Genomic DNA, 20,217 nt, shown 5'->3' on the forward strand with positions numbered 1-20,217 from the left:
TTTAGTACCAAATGGAATTAAGTATCCACGTTTTAAGGCTTCAAAGTATGATTGTTGAATTGTTACTTTAGGATCGCTATATTTATCCATAGCATTCTTATCACCAAATCATCAAACATAAACTAATAATTGATCTGATCAGTAGTTGTTTAAGTTAGTTGATGAAGAGGTGTTTCCAAAGATAAATTCTTTATTGTATTTTGTATTATATTTTTGAGCACCCATAGCTACACGCTTATCAGATGGAATACTATCAAAGCCAGGTATTTCATCCTTCATAGCATTGTAGGCATCACCCATTCCATCTCTATAGAATCCTTCAATTGAGATTCCTGATCAGTTTCAGAATACGCCACCAACATTTCCTTTTTCTTTAACTAAAAGAAGTAATGTTGCTGTTAAACGATACATGGCTTTGTATCCTTCTGATTTGACATATTGCATTCCAGTTACATCTACTTTATCAGACATAACTTGTGACATTTGATATTTGAATAATGGGTAATATAAAGCTTTAATTAAAGCTTTGAATTTGCCTGGCACGCTAAAGAGACTAACATCTACTTTGAATCCAAACTTAAGTTGGTTTTGTAATCCTTCATCAGCACGAGTTTCACTTGCTGCTGTAGGTTGGATTGCGCTTCTAGCAGTATTATTTTCTGTTGGAATATTTAAGATTCCTTTAATAATCTTATACATTCCTGTATTGTTTTCAAGTGAGCTTGCATCAAAGAGACGATTAATTAATGTAGCGTAATTATCGGCTCCAATATTTTCAAGCAATTTAGCTAGAAATTCATTTTTATCTAGTATCTTACCAAGTGAAATGTTATTTCCATCTTCAGTTGTAATAACACTTAAAGCACCCTTAATAATTGCATTGGTTAAATCTTTCATCCGGTTTGGACTTTGTTCAAAGTGAGTATCTTTAATCCGTTGGTAAATACCATTAACAGCTTGATCTAATTCAGGTGAACCTACTATAGTTTTAAATAGGCCACTAGCCACATTTTGTAATAGGTTGTAATCTTCTTGTGAGCTAAAGTCAATCTTTAATGAGTTAGCTAAAACATTTTGTAAGATAACTGTTACACCTTTAGAGATAATGTTATCTCTGTTTGATAAGATAGCTGTAAATCAATCTTTAATATCTTTCTTAATTTCTTCAGATTTAGGTGAGTTAAATAATTCACTTAACATTGAAGAATATGAGTTGTGTTCGTCATTTGTATATACATCTGCCCGATCAAAGATATCTTTAAGTAAGGTAATTAATAAGTTAGCTAGTGCAGGTTGAGCTATCGCTTCTACTAGCATATCATTAATTGAATTTGTAATCTTGGCACGATTTTCTAGAGATAATTCAGCTTGTTTTTCTTTAGGCATTAAGGCATCTAGGAGCATATTTCCAACATTAAAGGTATGGATAAGCTCTTCGATTTTACCTTTCTTACCATTTGCTGAACTAGTAAGTAGTTTAGTAATTAATTCTTGAGTAATATTAACAATATCATCTTTATTATTAACAATTAAACTTGCTTTAAGGAATTTTTTAGCTGTCTTAAATTCAGTGAATTCAAGTCCATTGAAGATAGCAAGGCCAACTTTTGAAGTAAAGTCTTTAAATCCATTAGCAGATTTAATTGTGTTAACAATTGAACCAATAATTGATTTAAACATATCTGTTTCTTCAAATAAGGTTCCAAGATTATTAACAAATAAGTTAACCATCTTATCAAGACGTTTCTTACCTTCAGTATCTGTGCTATAGTCTAATCCAGCAAAAACAAGCGCTTTATTTACAAGTAAATGTGCAATGTTTCTTGCATATTGATTGTCATTAAGCACTGATTTGAGTAAGTCAATAATTGCTTTTGAAGTAGCTTCTTCATTTTCTTTGACATTTAGATATTTTTGTAATCCATTAAATCAATCTGTAATTCCTTCAATTTGATTTGGATTTTCTAAATATCATTTTGAGATATTTTCAACTAAACCAGGAATGCGATCATTATTCATTAATTGATCAACGAAGAACTTAAAGTTTAGTCCTATAGTATTGAACTCTTCATCACTAATATTTAAAGTTTGTTTAATTTTAACAATTGTAGCATTGTCTTGAGGGATAAGACTTCAAGCAATAGTTCCAATTGAAATATTTGAGGTAGCAAACTTAGTTACATTTCTAAAGAATGTGTATACATCTTGTTGTAAGTTCTTTTCTTTAACAGCTGTAGCATTTGTTTTAAGCGATTCAAGCACTTTAGCTTGGAAGTTAGGATTATTGTAAATTGATTTTCCAAGAGCTAAAAGCTTGTTAGTAAAGTCACTGGTTGAAATGTTTAAGCCTTTGTCCTTGACTAATTCAATCAAACTATCTAATAGTTGAGGAATTAAATCTAAGTTGGCATCAAATTCACTTAAATTATTTATCAAGATTGCTAATAAAGGTTCTGGATTTGTAATTCCATCAAACAATTGAGCAAACTTCATTGAAGTAATTTCAGGTGCTGGAATTTCATTAGTACCTTTATTTTGACCAATTAGAGGTAATTTGCCACTAAATGAACTAATATCTAGAGTTGTAAGTACTTTATGTAATACTTTTGAAAGAATCTTGACAAAGTTTTCACTCTTATTAATTTGATAAATTCAGTTTCTAATTGCACTAACAGCTGCTTGCTTAAATTTAGGATCAGAAACTAAGGCTTGAATTAATTTTGAGTAAGCTTCATCATCTTGAGCTGTTGCTTGATCACCTTCTTGATAGTCTGATGGTAGTTTAATTTGAGCAAATTTATCTCAGTTTTGTTGTGATAAAACATCTTCTAGTACTACATGTAAGAAGGCTTTGGCTTGTGGTAAGTTTAGAACTTCTTTAATTAATTCAATAATTTCACCTGATTTAGCATCTGCATTAATATCTTTATTAGCAAGATCGTATTTTAAGTCAAATTTATCTAGATATTTATTTAGGCCTGAAATAGTGATAATTTGGTAAATTACATCATCACGTTTAGAAATATCATCATAGATAATATCAACTAGTTTAATAATTGCATCTTTGTTCTTTGGCAAGTTATTTGCTTGTTCAAAGAAGGCTTGAATAAATTTATATTTCTTAAAGTTAAAGATTTTTAATAGTTGACTAGATAAATCTTTAAGTGCAAGAGAAGCTCTTTCTTTTCATGGCTTGTTTTCATTATTAGCAAATTGCACTGCTGTATTGATTAAAGCATTTAATACTGCATCCAATGATTTTGTACTTTCAAGTCATTTGATTGTATCTGATAAGAGATCTTGAGTTAATTTATCACGATCTACTGTACCTAAATCAATATGGAAGATTTTTGCAGCTGCATTAGTTGCATCTACAACAACTTGACTAAATTGTTTAGAAGCTAATACACGATTTAGAATTGATTTTAAGCTATTTTTAGCTTGTTGTTGGAACTCTTCATTCTTTAATACTGCAATAAACTTATTAGGGTCTAATTTTAGACTATCACCATCTTGAAGGAAAGTAGGTTCCTTAATTAAGTTAAAGTAAGCAGCTAGTAAAGTTAAAATATCTTCATTGTGAGCTACTGAAACTTGACCATTTTGTGTGGTTACTTCACCTAAAATAAAGTTAATTAAGTTAGCAAAATGTTGTCTATCTACGTATTCAAATAGCTTGCTATTTAGTGAAGTGATTTGTTGAGTTACGATGTTTTGTAATTTACCTGACTTGATTAAGGCAAATACTACATCTTGCATGATTTCAATATAGCTTGTGTAGTGAGGTTTAATAAAGTCAAGGTTAAGAATCTTGTTAACAAAAGCAAGAGGGTCTTTTTTGACTTTTTCATCAATTAGATGAGTAATTTGTTGAGGAATTAAAGCAAATTTAGCAATTACTTGAGCTGAATCTGTTTCATTTCCAGCTACTTTTAAGCCTTCAAACACAATATTGATTGTTTCATTAATTAATTCAACTTTATCTAATAATGGTTTAAGGTTTTGACTTAAAGCTTTAATAGTTGCTAGTTTTTCTTCAGAGTAAGAATCAGTATCTACTCCAAGTGCTTTTAAGCCTTTGATTAAGGCATTTTGAGCAATATGTTGAACACTTTGGTTAGTTAGTAAATCATTAATAAAGCCAGTTAAATCACTTCTTAATGAGACTAGATCAACTAGAGTTACAACTTTCTTAATAATATCAGCATATGAAGTTACAAAGCTGAATTGATCCATGTGCTCAATTAGGTTATTAATACTTTTTGTTACTACGCCTTGGAAGTTTTGGTTTGTTAACACAAAGACAAAGAGTTTTTCAAAGTCTTGTTTATCTACAAAACTATAAATCTTTTCAAGTGTAGCTTGAGGAATTAATTTAAGAATTGAATGAGTTAATTCGATTGCTTTCTTAGGACCTTTAGTTCCATAAAGAGCAACTATTTCTGGATCACTTAATTCATCTTCTTGACTTAAGTTTCCAAAGATATTTTGTAGTATTTGTAAGATTTCAGGTTTATTTTCACTAAATAGTTTTGAACCTGAAATGCTTGCAAATGTCTTAACAATTTTGGCTTCGAATTCATGGTTAGTATCATGAGCTATTTTATCTTTAAATAATGAACTTAAAGCTGCACCAAGATTTAGCTTACTAAAGTTAGCACCATGTAGCTTCATATAGCTAATTACAGTTTCAAATAGTAAGTTTGAGATACCAAAGTTAGTATCAACTATATCGTAAAGACTTAAAATGTTACTAATTAAGCTATCAATTCTGTCAGGATTAATATCTTTAAAGACAAAGGCAACTTTTTCATTCTTAATTGCTTGAGTAATAATATCTTTTAAGACATCTAGAACACCAAATTGATTAATTGCTTGTGAAATAATTTCTAATACTTGAGGCTTAATGTTAGCAATAAAAGTATCGTTGCTTACTAGGATTCTAACTAGGTCATTGTAGCTGTTTGCAGCATTTAATGATAATTCAGGATGTGCTGTGTTGTTAGCGTTAGATACAATAGCTTTAATTGTTTCGTGTAAGATAGTCTTAAATTGTTTTGAAACAATTAACTTATTAAATAATTGATTAATTTTGTCTTGATCTGTAATGTTTAATTTTGCAGCAATTTTGTCTATTGGTAAGTATGCAACTAGTTTACCTGCATAAGTATCATATAAACCATTTGCTGTATCACTATTAAAGACACGATCTACAAAGACATTAAGCTTATTGCTGTAGGCTCAAATGTCTGAATTAAGAATTGTTTTAACAAAAGCAAAGTCACTTAAGTTAACTAATGAACCTAATTTAGGAGCTATATTAGTTACTAAATCAATTCAAGAATTGCTATTTGGTAATTGCTCTTTAGCTAAAGTAAAGAATTTAGTTAATAAACTTGGGTCTTGTTCAAGTAAGGCTACTAAAGTCTTTCTAACACCACTATAGAATTCACGTGGGAAGGTATTTTCAGCAGTAAAGACATTTTTACTAATTAAGAACTTATTAATGAAGTTTTGAAGTAAATCAGTAATAGTTTCACTATTTAAAATAAGTTTAATAAATTTAGAAAGTTCAAGTGAGTGAGTAAATAAGTTTGAATTTTTAACCAATTGATAGCTACCTGCCATAGGGTTAGCTACAATTTCACCTAAATCTTTAAGACTTAAACCAGCTTCAATTGCATCTATAAGTACTACTAGAGTATTGTTATCATTTAGCAACTTATCAACTAGAGCTTGTAAGTGTTCAACAGTTGTATAAGGAGCAATTTTTGCTTCATTATTTTGAATTTGCTTATTAATTAGAGAAATAAGTTCAGGTGACTTAATGTACTTAGTTACTAAAATTTTAGCTACTAGTTTTAAGTATTCGTTATTATTAGCGACAATTGGTGAAGCTGAGATTTTATTAATAAAGGCACTTGGGTCTTTCTTAAATTCAGCTGTAAGCACAGCTAATAATTTAGGTCCAATAGCTTTAATTTCACCAGTAATATCACTTGCATTTTTAGCTTGTTCTAAGCTATCGAATAGCACTTGAAGCATACCATCATATAAGTTAAGTTCTTTAACCAATGGTAAGAAGTTATTTACTACAGAGGTAATAAATTCTTTAGTTAGGTTGCTATTTCCTTTTATTCCTTGAACATAGATGTATTCAATTTTATCTTGAGCTACTTTATCAAGTATGCTAATTAAAGTTTCTTTAACTTGATTATTGGCAAAGAAAGCAGTTACAAAGTTAGTTACATCACTACTAATTGTCTTGAAGTCAACAGCACCAAAGGTTACTTTAAGTAGATCATTAAAGCTATTGATGTTTTCAAAACTTCCATAAGCAGCTAATACATTTGATAATTGTTTAGTAAAGATTGCCTTGATATTTTGATTACTAAAGATAAATTTAACAACAGTTATAATATTTTCTTTAGTTGCATATTTAGCCACTAAATCTTTAATATTTTGTGGTAATAATTGATAAATTTGATCAATGAAACTATCATCAGTTGCAATCTTGTTATATACATTTGTAATAATTTGTTTTAGATAGGTAGCATGTTGTTTTAGTAAGCTATCTCCAAAAAGATGCAATAACTTAATAACATTGGTTTCAAGGTTTGCTCCCTTAAATAAGGCAGCGAATTCATTAGCTATATATTTACCAAGTGAAGCATATGTTGTTACATTACCATCGTTGGCAAATTTTTCTATTCCACTAAATAAGATTTCAACAATATTTAGTTTGTCTTGAGATTTAATTAATAAATCATAAGCTGAGCCAAGTAAAGCTTTAAGTTCAGAGTTTTGATCATCATTTTGATGGGCAAAAATTCAAGCTGTTTGTTCATTTGTACTTAAGACTTTAGCAGCAATTGAAACAAACGCATTCTTTGCAATAGCAAATTCAGGAACTTCATTGTATTTAGCAAATATTCTTAGGGCAACTTGCTTAATTTGCTCAATAAATGTAGCATCTTTAAGGAAGACTAATCCTAATTCTTTAAAGTTAGTTGCTTTATTTAAAGCTTCTTGGTTACTAATTACACTAGTTGTAATAGCATTAGCTAATTTATTTAATGAGTTAGATTGTAAGATTCTAATTACAAATTTAGCTATATCACTAGCTTGAATGTTATATTCTTTTAAGCTCTCTGGTAGTGAAATTTTTGCAAGTAATTTAGTTAAAATGTTTGGTTCATTGCTTTTGGCAAGTTCTTGAGCTTGGGCAAATAATGAATTTAATAATTGTGCATATATTTCTAATTCATTCTTATCAAGAGGAACTACTAATAAGCCTTTGACTAAGTCAAATGCATTAATTTCTACTTTATCTTTAATTAGGTTAGGTAAAGATTTAACAAAGGCATTGACATCACTAGTTTGGATAGCTTGTTCTAGAAGTGAATTAATGACAGAGACAATCTTGTCTTTATTTCAAATGTTATCAAGAGCATTTGAAATAAGTTTTTCAATAACTCCATCATACTTGACTTCTAGCTTAATATTATTGCTTTGAGCTAGATACTTAACAAGTTTAAAGATTGTTTTTGGTGCCTTAAAGTTAGGTACAAGTTGTGGAATAATAGGTTGAATTTGATTTTTAATTAATTCTTTAAAGGTTGCATCACTAAATAATTTAACTAGTAATTCATTTGGGTTTTTAGCTAACTTAATATAGTCAATATGATCAATGGCATAGTTAGCTAAAGCTGGAATAAAGGAATTAATTTGACTTTGCTTAAAGATTTGATCTAATAAAGCATTAATTTCACCCTTATCAACATATTGCTCAATATTTGCTTTATTAAGAGCATTTTGAGCTAATGAATGAATTTGTTGAATTAATTCATTGTTCTTGTTTAGGCTTGTAAATAAGTAGCTAACTAGTTTTTTGATAAATTCTTTATTTTGATTAATTGTCTTACTATCTGCTAACTTATCAACTAGAGCTCATGGATCGCTTAGTGCAGTTTGTTTGAGTGAATTTAATAAAGCTTGTGGTAAGGCTTTTAGTTCAACATAAGGGGTAGCTGAATCTTTAATTTTACTTAAGGAGTCAAATAGTGTATCAATTAATGGATCAATGAATTTAAGTTGACTAATAAAGCTAAATCCTTCACTTCTGAAGTCTTTTAAGAAGTTAGAGATTTCATTATCAGTAATGTTTGCTGGTTCTTTAATCTTTTCAAATGACTTACGAAGTAGAGTAATGATAGTATCTTGAATTGATTCTTGAGTTAATAATTCATTACTAATTGCTTTTAAATGAGTTTTTAAAGTTGCTAAATCTTGAGTTTTTAAAATGTTAGCAACTAGGGTTCCGAGATCATTGCTATCTTTTAAGATATTAAAGTTATCAATTAAATGATCTAGAGTGCTAATTAAGATGGCATTTGAATGTTCATTACTAATTAAAACATTAAATAATGTGATAAATCCATCTTGAGCTAGAATGTTTTTAGCACTAGCTGGTAGAACTGAATAAATTACATTACCAAGTTTTAGGTTTGGAGCTTGCTCAATTACGTTGTGTAGTAATTGTTTAAGGAAGTCTTTATTTGAAACAATAAGATTTGATTCAACTAAGATATTAATTGCTTTGTATGGAGAAAGACTGCCTTGAATATCATCTTTACCAAGTAAATTATTTAAAGCATTTCTAAAGGCTTTATTTAAAGCAATATCAAGCTTATTAAATTCAGTATTTCTTAGTTCCATTAGGAATTGAGAAATGAAATCAGCAATAAACTTGTTAGTTTTATCTCCCTTAAATTGAATAATATTATCTAGCAAGCTAGAAATAAAGGCATTAGATTGTTCTTGAGTAAGGTTGTTATTTACATGATATTGATTAATTAATTTTCAAACAATATCTTGTAAGGTAGCTTTAATGGTTGGATTATTTAAGATATCTCAAGCAAAAGTAGAAAGTGAGTTAGCTACTTGTTTGATATTAGCTTCATCACTTAAGAAGGCTTTAATTAACTCAGGATAATTATTAACAGTTTGGAATTGCGCTGAGTTAGAGATAAAAGTCTTAATTAAAGCATTAATAATTTGATTTAGTTGTGAAGAAGAAATAATGGTTTTAATTAAACCTTCAACATCGCTTGCAGGGATTTGAGCTTTGTCTAATGTTGGCTTAATTCCCTTAACAATGGCTTGAGCAATAAAATCTTGATTCTTCTTAAATAAGTTGTCAATTACAGTAGTTAGTGCATCAGCTAGTCCTGCTTTATTGTGATTAATAAAGTTACTTTTAGCTAAAGCATTAATTAGTCTAAATAAATTATCATCAGTTAGCACATTGCTAATAAAGATGTTTGGAATGTCACTTAATTTTAAAACTCCAGCTTTATTACGTTTGGTTAATTCAGCTTGGAAATCACCCATGATCTTTTGTAAGATCTTTTCATCAATGATTTCTTGGATAATTGATTCAAAACCATTTTCTCCATTATTTTCGCTATCTAAAATTAATTCAGCTAGTTTTCCTTCAGGATCTAGTTGTTTATAGAAAGTACTTGAAGTTAGAGCTAAAATAGCTTCTACAGTAATGTTTTTGAATGTTTGTGACATTCTAAGTAATCTTTCACCATAGTTGTATGGTGAGCGAGTTTGATTAATTTTATCTAAGAAAGGATCGCTTTTTTCTAAGTAAGCTTGAGTACTATTACCAATAACTTCAACTGGGCTTTGAGTAACAGCAATTTCATATTTTAAAGTTAAAGCATCACTTTCAATAAAGGCTTTATTAAGGTCAAAATTAGGATCATAATGAGAAATATTAACACTTGGATTAGTCATTTTAAGGTACATATCAAGTGCTAATTTTTTATATCCATTTGTGTTAGGGTGAATATCAAAATAAACATCTGACAAGTCAGCTGAATGTGAACTTCAATATTTTGAGTTGTAAGCATTAACGATACTTACACGATTTTTATTACCGAATTCTTGATTTAATAGTTCATCAACTTGTTTAAATGGCAAGTTGATTTGGTCAAGTAAAACTACAACTGGATCAAGAGGGAGGTTGGTTTTAATTAAACTTTGAATAAAGTCATCTAAAGACTTCTTAAGACCTGACATAGGCATTGGGTAAGTTACTAAGTTAATATTAGCTTGAGGAGCTAATTCAGCAATGCGATCGATTAAAATCTTAACACGAGTGGCAACTTCCGGAATAGTAGCTTTAATGGCATCATTAACGAATTTGTAAATTAATAAGTAATCCGGATTTGGTTTCTTTAACTCGTTAATAATTTGCATTGGATTAGCTTGAGTTAAGTGTTTAGTAAGTAAGTAGAAAAAGTCATTAGCTCCTATACTTAAGGTTACTAAGTTAGCATCCTTTAAAGCTGCAATGGTATCATTAGCAACTTCTTTGGCATACCCAGCTTTAAATTGCCCAAATCCACGTCTACCTGCAAAAGTTTGATCTAGTTTATCTCAAGTTGGACTGTCACTGTATGGGTTTTGATAGTTGGCTCCAAGCATCATAATTCAATCAATTGCTCTTGCTCCTGAGGCAGCATAGTTTCCAAAGCTTTCAACACGATTATTTTGATTTAAAAGTTGCGCTAAAAAGGCAGGATATGAAGCTCCTTCGATTTGTCCATTAACCATTTGACCTGGATAGTCTTGTAATAGACCACCATCAAATCCAGCAGTAATTGAGTCACCTAGAGCTACAAGCTTAATTTTTTGGTCAGCTTGAATAAAGGCTGGTGAAACTTCTCTTAGCTGAGTAGCTGGTGTTTCTGGATTAGGTGTAGGAATTGGTTCAGGCTTAATTTCTGGAAGTGGTTCTTTACCTGGATCAATTGGCTTAATTGTTGTCCCACCTGGATTATTACCATATATGTCACCAACTGGGTCAGAGGCGTCAATACCACGAGATGAACCTGGTGCCTTACATGCAACAGTTAAGGCACTAGCTCCCATAAAAGCAATTAAACTTGCTGTTGATGTTACTAGTTTATTTTTCTTCATAATTTCCCCTTTACATAGGTATTTATTTATTTATAAATAAATAGTATCACAAATCTGTAATTTTATGCCACTGCCATATGGAAATGGTTTTATATACTAAAATCACTATATTTTAGGGCTATAAGGAAAAGGCAAAGAAAAAACGCTAAGACTTTTTTAAGCCATTAGCGTACTAAAAGGTAATATTTTATTATTTAAAAGGATCGATATCATTGATGATGCAATAGAAGATTTTGGTTCAATAACAAAGTGAAATTAACTCTCCCAAAGCTTCTTCACTATTGTTTTCTATTGCGATTTCAATAGCATTAACATCATCATTAAAACTAGTTAAATAGTTTAAGAAAACGTCATAAGATTTCTCATTAAATTGGTTAATTGTATAGTTTTTTAACTGATCAATTAAGTCATCATTTTCGATGTTTGAAGAGAGTTGATAGTCAAAAAATCTTTGCTTTAAAGTTCAAAATAAAATGAATTTATTACGTTGTCCAGATAAAATATCTTCAGCTTGTCAAGGGATATCATTTGGGAATAAAACTGCTTGATTTAGAATGCTTTCTTCAAGTGTAATTTTGTTAAGTGATTGGGCATAAAAATGAACGTATTTGTCTAAGAATAAGTCATAAGCGATATTTAAATTAATAAATCCACCAGGATTATTTTTTGTATCATTTTCATTTAAATAAAGTGCTAATTTTAAGGCATTATTAAAGTAAACATCAGGGTTTAGGATGTTTTTATTTGCATCCGTATAACCTGCTATAACTTTTTCAATATTAACACCTTGAGTAGCTAGTAAAATTAGTCCAATTTCACTTAATAAAGCATAATCAGAATGAATATCATTAGACACGAAAAAGGCATTTTCACGTGGAATTGAGATGTTATCAATTGTGCTAAAAATATTTTTTCTACCTATAAAATAGATGGATTTCTTAATTAAGAATTCACTAGATTGATAGTTGAATTTTGAGATAAAGTTTTTAACTGCAGCTTGCTGATTATCATCATAACCTAGGGAATCTAAAAAAAGTAAGGCTATATTATCTTGCTTATTTATATTTAGATAATGATTAATAGTTTTAGAAACAATGTGTTCTGGTAATTGTTCATTGATAAAAACTAGCTCTATCTTATTGTCCTTGTGATAATCGCTTGCTCCAAAGATGAATTGTAAGGCTGCATCAATGGCCACTTGATTTTCTTTTTTACATCAAATAATTAAAGTGTTAGTTTTTCTACGATAAAGTTTATTACAAAAATCTACAATGCGATCAATCCCATTGATTTTAAAATTTAGTGCAATATCATCAAAACCTAAAAAAGAAGAACCTTTAAAGTTTAGTGACTTAACTTTTGATATTATGTCATTTGCTACTTGAGATTCTTGATTTTGAGTATTTTTTTCTTGGTAATATTTAGTCTTAATTGAAATTAAAGGCATAATTATTCCTTAATATTTGTAGCTTCATCTTCAGCAGCTTGTTTAGCAGCTTCTGGATCAATATAAGATAAAGTAAATTCTCTTAAATTTGCAAAGCCATTTTTTGTTTCCTTTAATTCATTTTTACGATTTTTACTGTTGCTAAAATATTGCTCACTCTTTAAAAAGTTTGGGTGATTTCTTTTAAATGATCCAATATATTGATTAGTATTTTGATCATATCCGATTACAACAAAATTTACGATATCTTTGACTTGTAAAATATCGTACACTTGCATTTTGTAAAAATCAGTTACTTCATTTTTGTAAATAATAAATTTACTGTTATTTTTATCTTCGAGGAGAGCAAACTTGCTGCCTGTTCTTGTAACCTTTGCTGTTACAACTTGTCCTACTTTATATAATAATTTTGTTTCCATATATATAGAATTATAAAACAGTTTTTATTTATTAGTGGAAATTAACTTGAAAGTAATATATGATAAAATTAAGTTTACTAGATAGTAATTTATTTATCCACAAGAGGCTAAAACACGATTAAATTTAGCATTTTATAACTTGCGTATAGTCACAAAAGTCTATTTTGCCCCAAAATTGCCTAATATTTTTTTATTTTTTCCACATTTTGCATACTTTTAGTGCTATTTTTCAAGGATAAACAGAAAATGTGAAAATATTAGAAAAAAGGTGCGAAATGGATATAATTTTTATATATAGAAAAAATAATATAACTAGCCTAAAGGCTAATATAACTATTAGAAAGAGGAAAAATGAAACGTTTACAATGTTTATATAGACCAAATAAAGATAAAAACTATCCATGAGCTTTAAAACACCCAAAAGTAGAAAGCCCATTAGCTTTATTTAAGTCACGTAAAGATGCTATGACATGATTCTTATCACTAGGATACGATGCTGCAACATGATTCCAAACAGATAAAAAAATCTGAGGTGGATTAGTAATAGCTGAAAAAGAATTAAGAGGCAACAAAGAAGTTATGGCCTACGAATTTAATGTTGATAAATTCGATGGTGGATTAGAATATGATGCAACAGCAGAAGAATTAGCAATTGATCCTAAATCAGGATTAAGAAATGATAAAGAAGCAGCTAAAAACTTAAAAGCTGTTGTTGACTTCAAAATCTTAAAAGACCCAGAAACATACTTCCCAGTTGATGATGATTTCAAAATTGAAAGAAAGAAATCAGCTAAAGATATTGAAATTGAAAAATTAAACAAAAAATTAGCAGAATTATCAGCTTTATTATCAGCAAAACACGCAACAGATTACGAAAAAGAATTACAAGAACTTTACAAAAGATTACAAGACTCAGACTCAGATAAAGAACAACTATTAAAAGAAATTGAAGAATTAAGAGAAAAATCTGAAAAATTAGAAAAAGACGCAACAAAAGAAGTAATTATTGAAAAAGAAGAAGTAGTTCTTCCAGTTGTTTCAGTAGTTGAAGACAAAATTGTAGAATATGCCTATGTAAGAGACTTACCTGTTGAAGAACAACTAAAAGTATTAGCAATTTATGCTAGAAAAATGCGCTCAACAGTAGCTCAATTAGAATACACAGAAACATCTGTTGAAGACGTTAAAGCTATTGAAAAGAATTTCAAAGATGTACTAGAAGTTGCTAAAGCATTAGAAAAAGAACTTAAAGCAGAAGACTTAAAAGAATTACTTGCAGCAATTATGTACTCACTTACAAAATCAGTACAAGAATTCGATGCAAAAATTATTGGTAAACCAGAAATAGCAAACACAGCTGAAAATTGCATTTATTCAGTATGTTCATTAAATGGAAACATCAAATTAGCACAAAAAACTTCATACGTTTTATTCAATGATAAACATGTAGGATTTGTACCAAAAGACCAATACCACTACGCTATTTTCATTGGACATGATGCTCAAAGACAACACTTCATGGTATTCCAAACACCAGCTGAAGAAAAAGAAGTTGTTAAAGAAGTTCCAGCTGAAAGAACTGAAAGCACAGTTAACTGATTTGCTATCTTCTTACTAGCATTGTCATACGGAATCCTAATCACACTTGTGATCTTAATGGGAATCGGAATTATTCCAACACTTTAGTTTTATTTTAAAAGCACGCTATGTGCTTTTTTTGTGCCTAAAATAAAATGTGGAAAAATTATTTTCATTTTTTCAAAATTATGCTATTAAAAAATATAATTTTTTAATATTGTGGTAAAATAGCAATATGCTAAATAACAAAGACTCAATGCAAATAATAGTAAATCATTTAAAAAATAGTGGATTTGTATTCCAAGGAAGTGAAATCTATGGTGGATTATCAAACACATGAGATTACGGGCCACTAGGAGCTTTATTAAAAGACAATGTAGCAAACGCTTGAAAGAAAGAATTTGTTTTAAGAGAGGGAAATAACTTTTTAATTGATTCAAAAATTTTAATGAATCCAAACGTTTGAGTGACATCAGGTCACGTATCTAATTTCTCTGATCCATTAATCGAAAACAAAGTTAATGGAAAAAGATATAGAGCCGATAAATTAATTCAAGAATATGATGAAAATATTATTCCTGAAAAAATGACATTTGAAGAAATGACACAATTTGTTAAAGAACACATTAAAGAATATGAAGGTGAAAAAACAAATTGATCAGAAATCAAGAAATTTAATTTAATGTTTGAAACATCTCAAGGGGTTATTGAAGGTGCTAAATCAAAAGTTTATTTAAGACCTGAAACTGCTCAAGGTATTTTTGTAAACTTCAAAAACGTTCAAAGAACTATGAGAGCTAAACTACCATTTGGTATTGCTCAAGTAGGAAAGAGCTTTAGAAATGAAGTAACTCCAGGAAACTTTATTTTTAGAACAAGAGAATTTGAACAAATGGAACTTGAATTCTTCACAAAACCAGAAGAAGCAAATGTTTGATTTGATTATTACATTAACAAGGCTTATAACTTTGTACAAAAATTAGGAATCAAGCAAGATAGCATTCGTATTAGAGCTCATGAACCAGAAGAACTATCTCACTATTCAGATGCAACTAGTGATATAGAATTTAAATTCCCATTTGGATGAGGAGAACTTTTAGGAGTTGCTAACCGTACAAATTATGATTTAACTTCTCACATGAAAGCTACAGGTGAATCACTTGATTATCTAGATCCTGAAACTAATACAAAAGTGATTCCTTATGTAATTGAACCAAGTATTGGACTTGATCGTTTAATGCTAGCAATCATTTCTGATGCATACTGTGAAGAAACACTTGCTGAAAATGATTCAAGAGTTGTACTTAAATTTACTTACGACCTTGCACCATACAAAGTAGCTGTCTTACCACTTGTTAAGAAGTTATCTGAAACAAGTAAAGAAATCTTTGCAAGTTTAATTGACCAAGGTATTTCAGTAACATATGATGAAGCTGGTTCAATTGGAAAAAGATATCGTCGTCAAGATGCTATTGGAACATATTGATGTTTAACAGTAGATTATGATACATTAGAAGACAATTGTGTGACATTGAGAAATAGAGACACAATGGAACAAGTTAGAGTAGAAATCTCTAAACTAAATGAGTTTTTAGCCTCACATAAATAGTTAAAATTTTGGAGAAAGAATGGAAAACAAGAGAATCCCAACGGAATTAGTTAATCAGATAATTACTAGTTCTAACATAGTTGATGTAATTTCTGAGTTTATTAACTTAACTAAAAAAGGAAACAACTATGTAGGACTTTGTCCATTTCATGAAGATTCCACCCCAAGTTTTACAGTTTCTCCCCAAAAACAAATCTTTAAATGCTTCCCTTGTGGAGCTTCTGGTAATGTTGTAGGTTTCTTACAACGGATCAAAAATTGAAACTTTATACAGGCGCTTGAATTCTTAGCTCAAAGAGCTGGAATTCAATATGATTTTAGTTCATTAAAGAATTTGCAAAATGTTCAGGCTTATTCACAAGAAACTTTAGAATTGATTGATATGCTTTCAATTACTAATTCATATTACAAAGTTCAAGTGTTAACTAATCCAGCTGCAATGGATTATCTTAAAGTTAGAAAACTTGATGATGCAACATTGCGTGAAAAGTTTGATATTGGTTATGCACCCAAGAATAAGACCCTTGAGTATTTAAAGTCATTAAACTATGATACTGGTCTCATGCTTAAGGCTGGTTTAATTAATAGTGACTTACATGAACTGTTTTGAGATAGAGTTACATTTGGAATTAGAAATGAATTCAATGAATTAGTTGGGTTTTCTGCCAGATCAATTGAAGCTCACCCTGTAGCAAAATATGTTAACTCTCCAGCAACTGAATTGTTTAATAAATCTAAGATCCTATATAACTTCAATAATGCTAAAGAAGCAATTGCAAGCAAAAAAGAAGTTATTATAGTTGAAGGATTTATGGATGCAATCGCATTATATAAAGCTGGATTTGAAAACGTAGTAGCCTTAATGGGAGTTGCTCTAACCAAGGAACATTTAAATTTAATTAAAAACAACAAAGTTATTTTATTCTTAGATAATGACGCAGCTGGAATAGATGCTGCACTACGCACTGTAAAAATTTTATTAGAGCACAATTTTACAGTGTCCTTAATTGAAAATAATTATTCAAAAGATGCTGATGAGATTTTAAATACTTATGGAGCTGAAACATTAACAGAGCTAATTAAAAACTCACAAGTATCAGCTGTCAACTTTATTTATGAAAAATTAAAGCAAAAGCATAAAGTTGATACTCTTAAAGATTATGAAGCCTTTTCTAAATTTATTTTAGTGCTTAAATCTTATATTGACCTACTTGATATTGAACAACAAAAATATATAGCTAGCTTACTACAAAAAGAGTATAATTACACGCTAACTATAAAAGAGTTGGATAATGTCCCTCATTATGATGTATTTCATAATGATGAAGAACTAGTAGATTATAAGCATGCTAAAAGCTACCAAGAAAAAGTAGACTTATTAACTAATCAAAATCGTTTAGCTCTACTAATTAGGGCAATGAGTAATGAAAATATTTTAGAATTACTCAAAAGTACTTCCGATGTCGCGCTTATTTTTGCTAAGCCAGAAAACATCAAAGATTTATTTGAATATACCATTACACTTGAAACACCTCAAGATGCAAAACAAATTTTTGATCAAATATCTCACTCATTAAATCTAATGCTAAATACAATTGATACTAATTCTGCTGCTAATAATTTAATTATCAAAGATTATATTGATGAAAATATTAATGAAGCAAAAGTTACAAATGGTTCTTCAATTCCGCTAATGCCAGCATTAAATGAGCAAGTAGCTGAGTGAGAAAAATTTAAAAACTTTGTATATCCAGAAAATGGTAATGTGCCTGTTCCAACATATATTCAGGACCAAATTAGTTTATTAATAAACTACAAAAATAAGCGTTTAACGCTCAAAAAGAAATAAAGGGGGTTGTATGGATAATAAATTTGACTATAACACAGTGATAACTTATCTAAAACAACAATTAAAACATAAACATAAGGATTACTTCACACAAGATGAATTACTAGAAGTTCTAGCAGCTAAAAATTTATTTATTGATGATGCTGAATTTGATGATTTTCTTGAAGAATTAAAAGATAATAACATCATTGCTGAAGATGAAGAAGAATACTTAGATGGTGATTATTCAGCAGATGATTTTCTAGATGAAATCAATGAAGATAAAGCTAAAAATAAGTCAAAAGCTAAAAGCAAAACTTCAAAAGCGCTTGACTTAGATGATGAAGATGAGGAATTACCTGAAATCGATAACGATGATATGGATATTGACTTCGAAGATGACAAAGACGATGATGACTTTGTAGATGATGATTATGTTGAAGACGACGAAGTTGATGAAGATTATTACAAGATTCCAGATGAAGAAATCGAAGAAGAGGAAGAAGAAGACGATGATTCTGAAGAAGATGAAGAAAAATTAAATGAAAACTTCTTTGAAGAACCTGATGATCTTGATATTAATCTAAACGCTTTATCATTTGATTATGTCGAAGCAGTAGATTTAAATGAAACTCCTAAGAAAAAAGCTGACTTATCTAACAAGCTAACTGAAACTAACGATATTGTTAAGTGATACATGAGATGAATTGGTAAGTATGGAGAATTACTTACTGTTGAAGAAGAACGTAAATTAGCTGAACAAATGGAAAAAGGTGGTTTCAGAGGAAAAAGAGCAAGAGACAAGCTAATCCAAAGAAACTTACGTTTAGTTATTAACAATGCTAAAAAATACAAGAACAGAGGTCTTTCATTCATTGATCTTATTTCTGAAGGTAACTCTGGTATTCTAAAAGCTGTTCAAAAATACGATGTTAATAAAGGATTTAAGTTTTCTACATATGCAACATGATGAATTCGTCAAGCAATTACTCGTGCTGTAGCTGACCAAGCTAGAACAATTCGTGTGCCAGTACACATGGTTGAAACAATCAATAAGATTTCTAAAATCGAACGTGAATTACAACAAGAACTAGGAAGAGAACCTAGTGATGATGAAATTGCAGACAAATACGGAAATGGCTTTGATGCTGCTAAAGTTAGATACATTAGAAAAATTAATATTGACCCAATTTCATTGGATAAACAAGTTGGTAAAGAAAATGATTCATCATTTAGTGACTTTGTTAAAGATGAAAACATCATTTCACCAGTTGACTATGCTTCTCATGAAGAATTAAGTAAGATTCTTGATGATATGATTAGCGAACTTGAACCAGAAGACAGAAAATTAATCTGTAAGCGCTTTGGTGTAGGAGTTGATGAAAATGGTGAAAGATATAGAGTGCACTCTTTAGAAGAACTTTCAATCGACCGTGGTGGTGTTTCAAAAGAACGTGTAAGACAAATTGAAAACAAGATTTTACGTAAATTAAAGAGCAATGTTAAACATGGTAAAAACTTGAAGGATTATCTAAAGAACTAAAATGCGCCAAGAAAAAAGTTTAAAAATCAAAGATTTTATTGCCATAGTTAATTCAATGTATCCAAATGTAAATAAAGAAATTTGAGATCCATCTGGGTATAGTGTAAAAACTGTTCAAAGCAAACGCTTTAAAGGAGCAGTTTTAGCCATTGACTTAACTATGGATGTGTTACAAGAAGCTATTGCTAATGATTGCAATGTAATTTTAACCCATCACCCATTTAAATTTGAAGCAACTTGACTTGCTGAGGACAAGAAAGCTCCTTATAAACGTGAAATTCTAAACTTATTAAGAAAACATCAAATTACAGCATATTCAATGCATACTAATTATGATTGTGATCCATATGGAACTTCATATCAAATCGTTAAATATATGGGCCTAGAAGCCTCAATGGATTGAGATAAGACTCAAACCTTTAGCGCTGTGTTTAAGGCAAATAAATCCCTTTTAGAACTTAAAAAATTATTAGAAGATAAAATGCATTTATCCGCATTTAGAACCAATGTGCCAGCTGATAAATATAATGATAAATATGCCACAGTAGCCATTTTATCAGGCAGCGGGTATATTGGTCAAATAAATGATTTAGCCTCACAGGTAGACTTAATCATTTCAAGTGACTTTAGATGAAGTGACTGAATCGTCTTTGATCAAATGAAGACAAATATCTTAGAAGTCCCTCATTTAGATGAACAAGTTTATGCATGACACATGTATGAAATTTTAACAGGTATGCTTCCTGAATATAAATTCGTGTTAAAAGACATTGAAGAACCATACCACAACTTATAAGC

The 20,217-nt window shown here is 29.7% G+C and carries 8 protein-coding genes; 5 read left to right on the forward strand and 3 right to left on the reverse strand.

Annotation, left to right across the window (positions count from 1 at the left end; all coding sequences use genetic code 4):
* The 3 genes from ACNQ2T_RS02235 to ACNQ2T_RS02245 all read right to left on the reverse strand — a co-directional run.
* A partial coding sequence (locus tag ACNQ2T_RS02235; protein ID WP_418035877.1) for a GDSL-type esterase/lipase family protein occupies nt 1-10,995 on the reverse strand: 10,995 nt, incomplete at its 3' end.
* Nucleotides 10,996-11,185: 190 nt separating this feature from the next.
* Entirely contained in the window at nt 11,186-12,442 is a 1,257-nt protein-coding gene (locus tag ACNQ2T_RS02240; protein WP_416741985.1) for a hypothetical protein, read from the reverse strand.
* A gap of 2 nt (nt 12,443-12,444) precedes the next feature.
* Nucleotides 12,445-12,861: a S1 domain-containing protein gene (locus tag ACNQ2T_RS02245; RefSeq protein ID WP_416755721.1), complete on the reverse strand. Its 417-nt coding sequence runs from the start codon at nt 12,859-12,861 to the stop codon at nt 12,445-12,447.
* A gap of 351 nt (nt 12,862-13,212) precedes the next feature.
* Between ACNQ2T_RS02245 and ACNQ2T_RS02250 the strand changes: the two genes are divergently transcribed.
* The 5 genes from ACNQ2T_RS02250 (at nt 13,213) to ACNQ2T_RS02270 (ending at nt 20,215) form a co-directional block, all read left to right on the forward strand.
* Nucleotides 13,213-14,547, forward strand: coding sequence for a coiled-coil domain-containing protein (locus ACNQ2T_RS02250; RefSeq protein ID WP_418018263.1), 1,335 nt, complete (start codon nt 13,213-13,215; stop codon nt 14,545-14,547).
* A 127-nt stretch (nt 14,548-14,674) separates the two neighbouring features.
* Complete coding sequence (locus ACNQ2T_RS02255) at nt 14,675-16,048, forward strand: glycine--tRNA ligase (RefSeq protein ID WP_416755723.1); 1,374 nt, start codon at nt 14,675-14,677, stop codon at nt 16,046-16,048.
* A gap of 19 nt (nt 16,049-16,067) precedes the next feature.
* A complete protein-coding gene (dnaG, locus tag ACNQ2T_RS02260) occupies nt 16,068-17,897 on the forward strand; it encodes a DNA primase (protein WP_416755724.1) in 1,830 nt (609 codons plus the stop codon).
* Nucleotides 17,898-17,907: 10 nt separating this feature from the next.
* The gene (locus ACNQ2T_RS02265; protein ID WP_416755725.1) at nt 17,908-19,419 is read left to right on the forward strand and encodes an RNA polymerase sigma factor; all 1,512 of its coding nucleotides are present in this window, start codon (nt 17,908-17,910) and stop codon (nt 19,417-19,419) included.
* A gap of 1 nt (nt 19,420) precedes the next feature.
* Nucleotides 19,421-20,215 carry a Nif3-like dinuclear metal center hexameric protein gene (locus ACNQ2T_RS02270; protein WP_416755726.1) on the forward strand — a complete coding sequence of 265 codons (795 nt, stop codon included), beginning with the start codon at nt 19,421-19,423 and terminating at the stop codon, nt 20,213-20,215.
* Nucleotides 20,216-20,217: the final 2 nt, after the last annotated feature.

The organism is Mycoplasma haliaeeti, from assembly GCF_048284645.1.
Taxonomy (GTDB): domain Bacteria; phylum Bacillota_I; class Bacilli_A; order Mycoplasmatales; family Metamycoplasmataceae; genus Mycoplasmopsis.